The organism is Advenella sp. RU8, from assembly GCF_048381675.1.
GTDB lineage: Bacteria > Pseudomonadota > Gammaproteobacteria > Burkholderiales > Burkholderiaceae_B > Advenella.
In genome coordinates this window covers 23448-36102 of the sequence record NZ_JBLWIS010000007.1, presented here as the reverse complement: position 1 = coordinate 36102, position 12655 = coordinate 23448, and the positions used below count along the sequence as shown (strand labels likewise).

Annotated in this window: 14 protein-coding genes and 1 pseudogene; 8 read left to right on the top strand and 7 right to left on the bottom strand. The window is 47.8% G+C overall.

Going from position 1 to position 12655, the window contains the following annotated elements:
- Positions 1-129: 129 nt before the first annotated feature.
- On the top strand, positions 130-1278 hold the full coding sequence (aliB, locus tag ACM5Q9_RS09820; protein ID WP_418144554.1) for a cyclohexanecarboxyl-CoA dehydrogenase: 1149 nt from the start codon (positions 130-132) through the stop codon (positions 1276-1278).
- Positions 1279-1281: 3 nt separating this feature from the next.
- Here the strand turns inward: aliB and ACM5Q9_RS09815 are convergent, their stop codons facing one another.
- Positions 1282-1752, bottom strand: a complete 471-nt coding sequence (locus tag ACM5Q9_RS09815; RefSeq protein WP_418144553.1) for a MarR family winged helix-turn-helix transcriptional regulator — start codon at positions 1750-1752, stop codon at positions 1282-1284.
- 60 nt (positions 1753-1812) lie between these two features.
- On the opposite strand from ACM5Q9_RS09815, the gene ACM5Q9_RS09810 reads away from it, so the two are divergent.
- The 5 genes and pseudogenes from ACM5Q9_RS09810 (at position 1813) to ACM5Q9_RS09790 (ending at position 5040) form a co-directional block, all read left to right on the top strand.
- Positions 1813-2580 (top strand): glucose 1-dehydrogenase, encoded by a 768-nt coding sequence (locus ACM5Q9_RS09810; protein ID WP_418144552.1) that lies wholly within the window; start codon positions 1813-1815, stop codon positions 2578-2580.
- A 58-nt stretch (positions 2581-2638) separates the two neighbouring features.
- On the top strand, positions 2639-3421 hold the full coding sequence (gene badI / locus ACM5Q9_RS09805; protein ID WP_418144551.1) for a 2-ketocyclohexanecarboxyl-CoA hydrolase: 783 nt from the start codon (positions 2639-2641) through the stop codon (positions 3419-3421).
- Between the two features lie 294 nt (positions 3422-3715).
- On the top strand, positions 3716-4105 hold the full coding sequence (locus ACM5Q9_RS09800; protein WP_418144550.1) for a hypothetical protein: 390 nt from the start codon (positions 3716-3718) through the stop codon (positions 4103-4105).
- Between the two features lie 26 nt (positions 4106-4131).
- Positions 4132-4524, top strand: a pseudogene (locus tag ACM5Q9_RS09795) (YybH family protein); the annotation flags it as partial.
- A gap of 87 nt (positions 4525-4611) precedes the next feature.
- Positions 4612-5040, top strand: coding sequence for a VOC family protein (locus ACM5Q9_RS09790; protein ID WP_418144670.1), 429 nt, complete (start codon positions 4612-4614; stop codon positions 5038-5040).
- 112 nt (positions 5041-5152) lie between these two features.
- On the opposite strand, the gene ACM5Q9_RS09785 is transcribed toward ACM5Q9_RS09790, so the two are convergent.
- Positions 5153-6109, bottom strand: a complete 957-nt coding sequence (locus ACM5Q9_RS09785; protein ID WP_418144549.1) for a siderophore ABC transporter substrate-binding protein — start codon at positions 6107-6109, stop codon at positions 5153-5155.
- Positions 6110-6575: 466 nt separating this feature from the next.
- On the opposite strand from ACM5Q9_RS09785, the gene ppk2 reads away from it, so the two are divergent.
- A complete protein-coding gene (gene ppk2, locus ACM5Q9_RS09780) occupies positions 6576-7481 on the top strand; it encodes a polyphosphate kinase 2 (protein ID WP_418144548.1) in 906 nt (301 codons plus the stop codon).
- A gap of 111 nt (positions 7482-7592) precedes the next feature.
- On the opposite strand, the gene ACM5Q9_RS09775 is transcribed toward ppk2, so the two are convergent.
- From ACM5Q9_RS09775 to hpaH, 5 genes are all read right to left on the bottom strand, one after another.
- The gene (locus ACM5Q9_RS09775) at positions 7593-8249 is read right to left on the bottom strand and encodes a DUF799 domain-containing protein (protein WP_418144547.1); all 657 of its coding nucleotides are present in this window, start codon (positions 8247-8249) and stop codon (positions 7593-7595) included.
- A gap of 8 nt (positions 8250-8257) precedes the next feature.
- Entirely contained in the window at positions 8258-8677 is a 420-nt protein-coding gene (locus tag ACM5Q9_RS09770) for a DUF4810 domain-containing protein (RefSeq protein WP_418144546.1), read from the bottom strand.
- Between the two features lie 13 nt (positions 8678-8690).
- Positions 8691-9356, bottom strand: a complete 666-nt coding sequence (locus ACM5Q9_RS09765; protein ID WP_418144669.1) for a CsgG/HfaB family protein — start codon at positions 9354-9356, stop codon at positions 8691-8693.
- A gap of 322 nt (positions 9357-9678) precedes the next feature.
- Positions 9679-10488, bottom strand: coding sequence for a 4-hydroxy-2-oxoheptanedioate aldolase (hpaI, locus tag ACM5Q9_RS09760; protein ID WP_418144545.1), 810 nt, complete (start codon positions 10486-10488; stop codon positions 9679-9681).
- A gap of 9 nt (positions 10489-10497) precedes the next feature.
- A complete protein-coding gene (hpaH, locus tag ACM5Q9_RS09755; protein ID WP_418144544.1) occupies positions 10498-11313 on the bottom strand; it encodes a 2-oxo-hept-4-ene-1,7-dioate hydratase in 816 nt (271 codons plus the stop codon).
- Positions 11314-11562: 249 nt separating this feature from the next.
- On the opposite strand from hpaH, the gene ACM5Q9_RS09750 reads away from it, so the two are divergent.
- Positions 11563-12177 (top strand): anti-virulence regulator CigR family protein, encoded by a 615-nt coding sequence (locus tag ACM5Q9_RS09750; protein ID WP_418144543.1) that lies wholly within the window; start codon positions 11563-11565, stop codon positions 12175-12177.
- The last annotated feature ends 478 nt before the right edge of the window (positions 12178-12655 follow it).

Below are 12655 nucleotides of genomic sequence, written 5' to 3'. Positions count from 1 at the left end.
GTATTTTCCCTTTGTTCATCAATTTTTATGGATTGACTGGCAAATCTTGTTGATCTCTGGCAAAGATTATGTAATTATAAATAAATAAGTAAATATATTTACATAAAATAATCAGATTGAAGAGGCAATATGGAATTTTCAATAACGGAAGATCAGCGGGTATTGGTGGAAAATGCAGGCAAGTTTGCACGAGAAGTATTGGCACCCGGCTATCAGAAACGAGATAAAACAGGACGCCTGGAACTGGACATAGTGCGCCAGATGGGGGATTTGGGCCTGTTGGGGGTAGAAATGCCCGAGGCCTATGGTGGCATGGGCATGGATTGCGTAACCAGTGGACTGCTGCTGGAGCAGCTGTCTGCTTCGGATTTCAATATGGCTTATGTCAGCCTGCTGGTGTCCTTGTGCGGGCAAATCGTGAACCGTTTTGCCAATGAATCACTCAAGCAGGAATGGTTGCCCAAAATTATTGCCGGCGAAAAACTGATTGCGATTGCGCTGACCGAGCCCTCTGCCGGTTCTGACGCAGCATCCTTGCAATTGAAGGCAGCCAAAGAGGGGGATTACTTTATCCTGACCGGTGAAAAAACATCCATTTCCATGGCTGACCAAGCTGATGTGGCGGTGGTTTTTGCCCGTACCAATAGCGAAATAAAAGGTGCCAAAGGCATTAGCGCATTTTTGGTGCCCATGGACTTGCCCGATGTGACCCGAACCGCTTTTGATGATCTGGGTACGCGTTGCGTGGGCAGGGGTTCCATATTTTTTGACGGGGTCAAAGTGCCGGCCAGCCATATGCTCGGTGAAGAGGGCAAGGGCTTTACACAGGTCATGCAAGGGTTTGACTACAGCCGGGCTTTGATCGGGCTGCAGTGCCTGGCCGTAGCGCGGGCCTCTTTGGACGAAACCTGGGAATATGCCAAAGAGCGTGAAACTTTTGGCAAGCCCATCGTAGAAAACCAGGGCGTCAGTTTTCCGCTGGCCGAATATGAAACATATTATCAAGCGGCCCGACTGGTGTGTCTGGAAACGCTCTGGCTGAAAGACAATGATTTGCCGCATACCTCGCAGGCCGCCATGTGCAAATGGTGGGGGCCCAAGCTGTCTTATGACATTGTTTACCAGTGCCTGTTGTTTCACGGGCATGGCGGTTATGCCAAGGATTACCCTTATGAACAGCGTTTAAGGGATGTGCTTGGCCTGCAAATTGGCGATGGTACCGCGCAAATCATGAAAATGATTATTGCGCGTTCAAAAACAGGCCTTAAATTAAGTTGATGCTTAAATTTTTGACATGTTGTGCTGCAAGGTGTTGATGTAATGAATAAGTGCCAAGCGGTCATCAAAGGAAATATTCTTGAGTGCCAGATCATAAAACTGATGAATGGGTTCGGCCAGGTTTTTCCAAAGTTCTTTTCCTTTGGGACTTAAGGAAACTTTGATAGACCGGCGATCTTCGTTACTTGGCGTGCGGACAATATAACCATCACGTTCAAGCCGGCTAAGCAGGCCCGTCAGGTTCTGGCGGGTAATCAGCAAGTAGCGCGACAGTTCATTCACGCTCATGCCGTTTTCTGCTTTGGGTCGTGACAGGGCGCCCAGAACCGACCATTGCTGGGTGGTTACACCAAACTCATCCAGTGCCTGTGTGCCTTTGGTATGTAGCGTATTGGCCGCCTGAAAAAACCGGAAAAAAAGCCGGTTATTGATTTCATATATAGCTGCTTCTTTGTCTTGATCGGAAGTGGTCATCTTGTTTATGTGAAGAATTGGTTCATTAAGAGCATAGGCTCATTTTAGTGGAGAAACACAATGTTTGGATTAAAAGATAAAGTTGTCTTGGTTACAGGTGGTGGAGGCGGGATTGGCAGTGCCATTTGCCAGCGTTTTGGGCAGGCGGGTGCCAAAGTGGCGGTGGTTGACATTAACCAGGAAGCGGGCGATAAAACCGTAGAAACAATCAAGGCTGCTGGCGGTTTCGCCCAAACTTTTCTGGTTGACCTGACCCATCAGGATTCCGTGATTGAATGCGTTAATACTATTGAAAGCACTTTGGGTCCGATTGATGTGTTGGTCAATAACGCCGGGTGGGATCGTGCCGGCAATTTCCTGGATACCAATAAGGAATTGTGGCAAAAAATCGTTGATATCAATTTCTTTGGCGTGTTGTATATGCACCATGCCGTGCTTAAAGGCATGTCAGAGCGTGGCAAGGGCCGTGTGGTAAATATTGCCTCCGATGCGGCCCGCGTCGGTTCCAGCGGTGAGTCGGTTTATGCCATGTGTAAAGGTGGCCTGATTGCCTTTTCAAAAACGATTGCCCGTGAGTTGGCCCGTAAACAGATTAACGTTAACGTCGTGTGCCCGGGACCTACCGATACACCGCTGTTCCGGGATTTTTGCGGTGAGGGCGAGTATGGCGAAAAACTTCGTAACGGCCTGACCCGTGCCATTCCTTTCGGCCGTCTTGGCCAGCCTGAAGACCTGGCGGGTGCCGTGGCTTTCCTGGCTAGCGATGAGGCCTCTTTCATTACCGGGCAGGTGATCAGTGTATCTGGTGGCTTGACCATGGTTGGTTAATTTTCAATATCCTATTCGGTTCAAGTTAAAACAAATTATTCAGGAAAAGAGATTCATCATGACATACGAAAAAATTCTGTACGAAGTGAACAATGCCACGGCACGCATTACCATTAACCGTCCCGAGGTTTATAACGCTTTCGACGCACAAACCTGCGAAGAATTGATTGACGCTTTTAAACGTGCTGAAGTAGATAAAAGTGTGGGCGTGGTTGTTCTGACGGGGGCCGGAGACAAGGCATTTTGTACCGGTGGTGACCAGTCCGGCAAAGATGGTGATTACGGTGGCCGTGGCGTGATTGGTTTGCCTGTGGAAGAGTTGCAAAGCGTGATCCGCGATATCAACAAACCCGTGATTGCCCGCGTCAACGGTTTTGCCATTGGCGGTGGCAATGTCCTGGTTACTGTATGTGATTTGGCAATTGCCTCCGATAAGGCCCAGTTGGGTCAGGTGGGGCCTAAAGTGGGTTCGGTTGACCCGGGTTTTGGGACTGCTTACCTGGCCCGTGTGGTTGGTGAGAAAAGGGCACGTGAAATCTGGTATATGTGCCGCCGCTATACTGCCCAGGAAGCCTTGGCAATGGGACTGGTAAACGCGGTGGTACCACACGACAAGCTGGATGAAGAAGTACAGAAATGGTGTGATGAAATCAATGAGAAAAGCCCAACCGCCATTGCCTTGGCAAAACGTTCATTCAACGTTGATAGCGAAATGCTTCGTGCCATGTCTTCACTGTCAATGCATGCGCTGAAAATGTATTACGACACTGATGAGTCCAAAGAGGGCGGTAATGCTTTCCGTGAAAAACGCAAGCCCGAGTTCCGTAAATACGTGAAATAAAGCTTAACCGACTGGCTGCAGGTTGGTGCAGCCATCGGTTTTCTGGCGGGTAATATCCTGTTCAGGCTCCCACGCAAGAGCATGGGAGCGAACCCGGCCCCGGACATGCAGGTTATCTCGTTCCCATGCTCCTGTGAAGTGACCCCCACTGCCTGCTGGGTTACAAACCAGAAATAAAAAGTAATGTGTTGTCTTAAAATAGTTGTTTATTTTCAATTGTTTAGGTGTATCCTGTAATGGCTGGCCAGTAGCAATTCAAGCCAGTTTCTCTTGTCTTTTTTAGCTATAAGGGAGATGAAAATGAGAAAACTATTACTTATGCTGGCCTTGGCCAGTTTAGGTTGCGGATTCGCCAGTGAAAGTGCCCGTGCGGCAGGCCCTCCGGTAAAAGCAATGAACGGTATATTGGTTAATGCCGAAGGCATGACTTTATATACCTATGATAAAGACCGGGACATGCCTGGTAAAAGCGTCTGTAACGACCGGTGTGCCCAGAATTGGCCACCGCTTTTGGTTGCTGCAGATGGCAATGCCGAAGGGGATTACAGCATTATCATGCGTGATGATGCAAGCAGGCAATGGGCTTATAAGGGACAGCCCTTGTACCTGTATAAAAGAGACATGAAGCAGGGTGACATGGTAGGGGAGGATGTCCAGAACGTCTGGCATGTGATTAAACAGTAGTTCTTTTTTGCAAAAGGAGCAGGGTGATGAATGCTGCAAATGGAAACTCGACAGCACAGGCGGAAATCAAGCAGGCAATACAACGCTGGCAGGGTGCCGTACAGAAGCGGGACATCAATCAAATCATGTCAAGTTATACGCCCGATGTGGTTGCCTACGATGTCGTTTTGCAATTGCGTTTCAAGGGCAAAGAAGCTTATGGCAAACACTGGCAGCGCTGCCTGGAAATGTGTACCAATGACATGGTATTTGAACCTGCCGAGATGCATATTTCCGTGAGCGGTGGGCTGGCGCTGGTTTATTGTCTGGTTCGTTGTGGAGAAAAGGATGATAGCGGCCAGCAGAATGTCTCCTGGATGAGAATGACAACCGGCTATAAAAAAGTGGATGGGCAATGGCTGATCGAACATGAGCATTTTTCTGCGCCGTTCGATATGATGTCTTTTAAGGCTTTGTTTGATCTTGACCCCGATAATGAATATAAGGTCAGGTCAGTGCCCTCGGGCATGAACACGGTGACGCCACATTTGGTGTGTGCCGGTGCCAGCAAGGCCATCGAGTTTTATATAAAAGCCTTTAATGCAAAAGAAATATCCCGTCTGGCCGGTCCGGACGGGATGTTAATGCATGCCGAGGTCCGTATTGGTGATTCGGTCGTCATGCTGATGGATGAGAATAAACAATGGGGTGCACTGGGGCCTGTTGCACTTAATGGTTCACCGGTTACGGTGCATTTATATGTGGACAATTCCGATGCGATTTATGAGCAGGCCATTGCTGCCGGTGCAACCCCCGTTATGCCAATCGATGACACTTTCTGGGGAGACCGTTATGGTGTCCTTAAAGACCCGTTTGGGCATAACTGGTCTATAGCAACGCATATGCGGGATGTGAGCGAGGAGGATATCCGTGAGGCTGTGAAGGGGTGTGCCTGAGGATTATTTACGTTACTGTTTTTTGTGATGCTTGGCAGCACCCGGGAAATTGCCCTCATAACGTCTGTAGGTCACAGGGTTTTGGGGGCAATTCAAATTTCAAAATCCGGTTTTATTTTTTTCCATCCAGTGCGGCAGAAATCTGTTCAATATTCTGTTGCATGGATGTCAAGCCTGCGCTACCCAGAATGTACCAGTTGTACGGGTCTACATAAACAATCTGATTGTTCTTGGCGGCACGGGTTTGTCCAATGACGGATTTTTCCAGTACTTCCTTGCTGGAAGGTTTGTCTGTGTTGCTGCCCGTGGCTGCGTGGCGATCAATTACAAACAGCCAGTCAGGATCGGCTTTGGCAATATCTTCCAGTTTGAAAGGGTGGCGGTCTGCAGTGGAAAGGTCTTTTACTGCGGCATTGGGGGTAAAGCCAAACACGTCATAAATCATGCCAAAGCGTGAACCGGGACCAAAAGCGCTGGCTTTGTCACCAATTGACAGAATCAGCATGGCATTGCCAGCGTTGGCGGATTTGGCTTTCAAGGCATCAACAGAGGCATTCAGTTTTTGCAGGGCGGCAGTTGCCTCTGCTTCTTTACCGAAGAGCTTGCCCAAGGTATTTACATTGCGCTCGATGCTTTCCAGTGGTGCCTTCGTGTCAACACTCATGTCCAGTGTTGGGGCAATTTTAAGCACATCGTCAAATTTGTCGCTGGAGCGGCCACCGACAAAAATCAAATCCGGAGCAACTTTGCCAAGCGCAGCATGATCGGGTTCAAACAGGGTGCCCACTCTGGGGATGCTGTCCGTGTTGTATTCAGCGAGAAAGTCAGGAAAACGTGAGTTTGCCACTGCACTAGCCTGAATACCCAGTACTTTCATGTTATCCAGGGTTGGCAAATCAAAAACGGCTGTTTTGGCGGGTTGCGCCTTAATCGTGGCTTCACCTTTGGCGTGTTGTATTTTCATTTGTGCATCCTGTGCCATGCTTTGTCCGGCAACGGTTGCAAAAGTGATGGCCATTGCGGCTTGCAGCAGGGTAAGCCATTTTGTTTTGTGTAACTGGGACTTCATTCGGATTTCCTTTGTTGTGTATTGTGGGCGGTAAGTATGCGTGGCCTAAAACGCCATGACCAAAGCGGTGCATGTTCCCGGCAGTAATAAAAAATAAGTTAAGTCATTTTCCCTGAAAATCCTTTATTTGTAAATGAGAACGATTTTTATTTTGTTATTTTGTGTCGTTTCAGCATTGCCTGGCCAAAACCATCGTTATCCCTTCGGTTTTGAAACATTGCTTATCTTTATATGTCTTGTATCGGTGTAAATAAGGCAAGCGTTTTTGTTATGCGTATCGTCGGGGCACAGGCTGTTGGTTGCAGGCCTCTTTCATTAAATTCTGTAACAGGTAGAATGGGTCAATAGGCCGCGCCCCGAGTTTTCCTGGTGAGCGGCGTTCATTTTGCTGCGTTTCTGATTTCCCAGTCATTGACGCGTCATATAAAAGTTATAGATTTCATTCATTATTTAAGGAGTTTTTCACATGAAGGAAAATTTATCTGAGCATGCCCGGCGTCTTTATGCTGACATGGTAGACAGCTTTGATGAAGAGCTTGAAATGGAAATGGATGACGATCGGCTGGAAGATATCCTGCTTGAAAAGCCCGAAGGCGATGGCATGGATCGGAGATTGTATTTTCGGGAGCTGCTACGTTTGCAGGGAGAGCTTATCAAGCTGCAGGATTGGGTTGTCGCGCAAAAACTGAAGGTAGTGGTTATTTTTGAAGGGCGCGACGCAGCAGGGAAAGGAGGTGCCATCAAACGCATTACGCAAAGGCTTAATCCCCGTGTCTGTCGGGTTGCGGCCTTGCCTGCACCCAGTGATCGTGAGCAGACCCAGTGGTATTTCCAGCGTTATGTTTCCCATCTTCCTGCCGGTGGTGAAATTGTCTTGTTTGACCGTAGCTGGTACAACCGGGCAGGTGTTGAGCGTGTTATGGGTTTCTGTACCGATGAAGAGCTGGAGCAGTTCTTCCGTGACGTGACCGAGTTTGAGAAAATGCTGGTCCGTAGCGGTATTGTACTTATTAAATATTGGTTCTCGATTAGTGATGATGAGCAATACCGACGCTTTCTGATGCGCATGCATGACCCTCTGAAGCAGTGGAAACTGTCGCCGATGGATCTTGAATCACGTCGTCGCTGGGAGGCTTATACCAAGGCCAAGGAAGAAATGATGGAGCGGACCCACATCCCCGAGGCACGATGGTGGATTGTTGAAGGTGTAGACAAGAAACGTGCCCGCCTCAATTGCATCTCCCACTTGCTGTCGCAGATACCTTATAGCGAAGTGCATCGTGAACCGATTGAGTTGCCTGCGCGTGAGCATCACCCGGACTATATTCGCAACCCGACGCCAGCCGAAATGATTGTGCCGGCTATTTATTGATTTTTTGAGGGGCAGTGTTCCAAGTGCAAACATTGCACCGCCACTGCCCCCTTGGTTGAATAAAGAAAATTGCAGAATCCGGTTTCAAGGATCCTGCAATTGTTGGTATGGTTATTTTTTCCAATATAGTGTTGATCTTGGGCCGTACAGAATGCCATTTGGTTTGCTGGCATGCAGCAGGCGATGGTTGCTTAGCTGGGCGATGGAATGACTTTTATTGGTGGTGGTGTTGATGATTTGCTCAAGGGCAACCTGTAACAAGAGAACCAGTGGGTGTGCACTAGAACTGGATTGCTCTGTACTGGAAGCTGTGGCACTTCCTTCCCAAAGGTTTTTGCCGGTTTTGGCATCAATTAGTTTTGCTTGAATCGTAACGCGACTGTCACTTTGTACTACCTGATACGAAGTACCATAATCTGTTACCGTCAAATATAAAACGGCATCCGGGCCAAATATTTCATTGATTTTGCTCAGGTTAACATGATGAGTCTCATCCGGATCGGTAATCCCGTTTGCTTTAAATGTCTCGCTGACAACGGCAACTGGAAAGACGTAATATCCCGATTCGGCCAATGGCCTGGTAACCTGGGAAAAAACACTGTCAGACGCCAGTACATCAGGGCTGGCGTTGGCTGGGGGCAGCACAAGGATAGACCGCGGGTTACTTTCTTTGAAAGCGGTATAGTCGTAGGGTTGTTGTTGGACGGCGCATCCGGTTGCGACAGACGCTAAAACGATCGAGCCGATGGCTTTTGCAATGAATCCCATGGAATTTCTCATTTAATGGCTGTTTGTTGAGTGCTGGATTGCGCAGGGGTTGCGTCAGCGACTTGTGTCATGCTATTGGACTGTTTTTGGCCAGACCTGAGCTTCATGACAAAGTCTAAAAAATGTGCAGACTCGGGGAACAGGTTTTTTTCCTGTTGAAATTGTGAAATAGCGTCTGACTCTTTGCCGGTTTGCATATAAAGCATGCCCAATTGGGCATGCATTCCTGGTGGGATGCTTTGGTTTTTTTCTTTTGCCTTGGCTATCTCTTTTTCAAGTGTTGCCACCTGCTCATCGGGAGATGAGCTTTGTTCGAAATATTGATATACCGTTGGCTCGTAATTGCCCCAGTAGTAAGCGGTTTTGGGGGCAGCACAACCTGTAAGGAGTAAGGTCAGGGCCAGTAATGAATTGCGTTTGATTGACATGTCTGGCCTTTTATCAGTTGGCTGGGCGCCATGCGCCATTTTCTATGCCTGCGACTAGGTTATTCACAGCATCGCGTATGGCAAGCTCCAGGACTTTACCGTTTAAGGTTGAATCATAACCGGACGTACCACCAAATCCAACAACTTCCCTGTTGGACAGGCTGAACTCTCCGGCACCCATGGATGAGTAGACAACCTCAGAGGTTTGGACATTTACAACATTAAGGTTTACTTTTGCATAGGCAACCTGTTCTTTACCCCTGCCCAAAATGCCAAATAGTTGGCGGTCACCAGTGGTTTTACGGCCAAATTCAGTGACGTCACCTGTTACAACATAGGTTGCGCCTTTCAAGTTTTGTTTTTGGCCTTTAATATTTGCCTCGGTTTTGATTTCATCCATATTGGCACGGTCAAGAACGTTGAAGCGACCTGTTTGTTGCAAATGGGTGATGAGGATAGTTTTTGCCTGATTTCCAAGGCGATCTACGCCATCAGAGAAAATGCCTTGCTGGTAAGCGGAGCGATTGGCGAACTTGCCTATTGAAAGGGCTGATCGTGGGCCCGTGTAATTCGTGCTGGCAGAAGCGACCTTTTCTATTGCCAGTGTTCGATGTGATTCGGTTGCGCATCCAGCCAGAAGGGCGGTAGAAGCAATGGTTGTTATTAATAATGTTGAAATTCGCACAAAAACCCCTTGGTTTTATTAAACAATGTGTGCAAATATTAAAAAATATATTTAAGTATGTCAAATTTATACATATATGACTTATGGTTACTTTATGTGGGATTTTAAAATTAAATCGAAACAACTAAAGTAAATCGTATTGCTATTGCTTTGATAGGCGGAGTTTTAATGCTTTCCTTGTTTCAGGGCTGAAGTGCTGAGTTTCAAAAGGAAAAGCTTAGGAGGGCAGTCCTTCAAAACGGCAGACGGTTTTATTTGTGCTGGCGTGCTGTCTGGTTTTGAAGGCGGTTATGTAAATGAGATAACTATTAAAAAATTAATATCCCTGTTGCCTGTTGGAGGGTTCGTTGCTCAAGTTATCTGGTTTAAAAGAGTTGGCCAGTTCAGTTGCCGCATTAACCAACAAGCTTGTGTCTACGCCTACCGCCACAAATAGAGCACCCAGTTCAAGGTATTCCCGTGCCAGGTTCTGGTTGGTGGTTAGAATACCGGCTGCTTTGCCTGTCTTGGTGACTGCCTGAATGGCATTGCAGATGGCTTCATGCACGACCGGATGTGACGGACTACCTAAATATCCCAAAGAAGCAGAAAGGTCAACGGGACCAAAGAAGATGCCATCAACACCTTCCACCTCGGTAATGGATTGAAGGTTTTCCAAGCCTTTCTTGGTTTCTACCTGCACCAATACACAGATTTGTTCATCGGCTTCGTGAAGGTAGTTATTAATCTGATTCCAGCGTGATGCGCGAGCCAGAGAGCTTCCAACACCACGGATACCTGCCGGAGGATAGTGGGTGGCTTGCACAATTTGTTTTGCCTGCTCTGCGGTTTCCACCATGGGTATGAGTAGTGTTTGTGCGCCAATATCGAGTAACTGTTTGATTAAAGCGGTATCTCCAGAAACAGGACGGGCAACGGGGTGAACGGGGTAGGGGGCAACAGCCTGCAGCTGGGCCAAGGTTTGACGCAGGTCGTTGGGGGCGTGTTCTCCATCAATCAGGAGCCAATCGAACCCGGTGCCCGCCAGGGCTTCGGCTGCATAGGGGTCGGCCAGGCCAAGCCAAAGGCCGATTTGCGGTTTTCCCTTACGCAAGGCTTGCTTGAAGGTATTAGTTGGAATTTGCATGAGGCATCCTTAGACAAAACGAAATGACAATGTGCCTAACGAACCATAGTCGGCATAGAATAGGTCGCCAGGGTTGGCTGCAACAGGACGGGTAAATGAACCGGCCAGCACAATTTGTCCGGGCAGCAAGGCTTCCCCCCAAGGTGCTAGCTTGCTTGCGAGCCAGGAAACTCCAATAGCCGGATGGCCCTGTACGCCGGCAGCCAGTCCGGTTTCTTCAACAACCCCATTCTGGCTTAGAATGGCGCCGCACCAGGGCAGGTCAAGTTTTTCCGGGGCGATTTTTTCTGCGCCAAGAATAATGCCTGCATTGGCGGCGTTGTCGCTGATAGTGTCGAAAACCTTGCTGGTGGAGCCGGTAGACGGGTCCAACGGGCTAATCCTGAAGTCGATAATTTCAATGGCAGGGGTTATGTATTCAGTGGCTTCCAGTACTTGCGCAATACTTAAGTTGCTGCCTTGCAAGGGGGATTTCAAAATAAAAGCCAGCTCGACTTCAACCTTGGGAGTAATGAAACGGGAATGGGGGATGTCCAGCGTTTGGCTTGGTGTGCAGGTATACAGCATGTCATCCAACAGTGTGCCAAAGTCGGGCTCTGAAATTTGCATGGCAATTTGCATGGCACGCGAGGTGAGGCCGATTTTATGTCCAATAACAGAGCGACCTTTCTGCCGTTGCAGAGCAACCCAGGCCCGGCCAATTTTATAGCCGTCTTCAATCGTCATGCCGGGGAAGCGTTTTGTGAATTGTTCTATTTGGGTCCGGTTGTTCTTTGCCTGGTTCAATTCGAGAGCCAGCTGTGCAATAAGTTCTGCGTCAAACATGCGGTAGTATTATTTAAAAAATATTAGGGTTAACGGGAAGAGTAAAAAAACAGATCAACATGATAAACGCTTATTCTTGAGACAAGTTTTTTCTAAGATCATGAAGCTGATTTGGATCAAGTGATTTTAATCTTGGATAAATTTTGTTGAACCAATCAGAGCTCACGAAAATTGATACAGGCTGTATTCGTTTTGAAATTAAGTTGATAGTATGATCGACCATATCCTGTGGATATAAGGAATGTGATAATGAAACCAGGTTTTGTTTTGGCTGTATCTTTGATGGTTGTTTCTTCGTTAGCTTTTACTGCCCAGGCAGCCCCGCCCGAGGGCAAGGGTCCAGGCAATGGCGCCAGTAATCCCGGCAATAGGGGCAAGGGTGGGCCGGATATCAATGGCAATAGAGGAAATGGTGGAAAAGCGGGACCGGGCATGTCCGGCAATCAGGCCAAGCGGCCGGGTACTGGTCACGGAATGGGCTCCAAGCGCGATGACAACATTGGTCACCGTTATGATGACCGCGGGCGCCATTATGACTATTTCGATGATCGTCGTGGGCGTATGCGGGGCGACCATTCTTACGGTAATCATGTGCATGCAGGAATTACGGCTGCTTTAGCGCGCAATTATGCGCATGATTATGGGCTAAGGGGGTATTCTAGGTTGCCACCCGGCATACGCAAGAACCTGGTACGGGGCAAGCCTTTGCCTCCCGGGATTGCCAGGAAAAGGGTGCCTCGCTCGCTCTTGGAACGCTTGCCAAGGCATTCCGGTTATGAATGGCATATCGCAGGTACGGATTTGGTCCTGATCTCTCTGGCTACAGCCGTTGTTGCTGACATTCTTTACGACGTTTTTGATTGATGGGGCCTGTTGGCCAAATGGTTATGCCTTGGCTCAACAACAGGGCCAGGTGCACTATGCTCTTGCGGGGCTGTCAGTAGATGGTGTTATATGAGAACACCCGGATATTCAGATGTGAATTTGTAGTGGAGATTAAATCATTGAGTCAAGAAATCCAGTTTATTTGATTTTGGATTTCTGCTCGTATTGTTGTTAAGGCATTGAGTGCTACTTATCAAAAATGCTTGTATTGAATCAGAGAAATCTAGTCAGAAAAACAAAAAGCCCATTCCGAAGAATGGGCTTTTTGTTTGAATCTATGGTGGCCTGGGGCAGAATCGAACTGCCGACACAAGGATTTTCAATCCTTCAATGTGGTTTTTTAGGACTTTATCGCATTCTTTAATAATTACCCTAAAACCTAATAAATAAGCCATTCTTGGAAGAATTTTATAAATATTGATATTGATTGTTATTGATTGTTTTACATCTTTCTTTA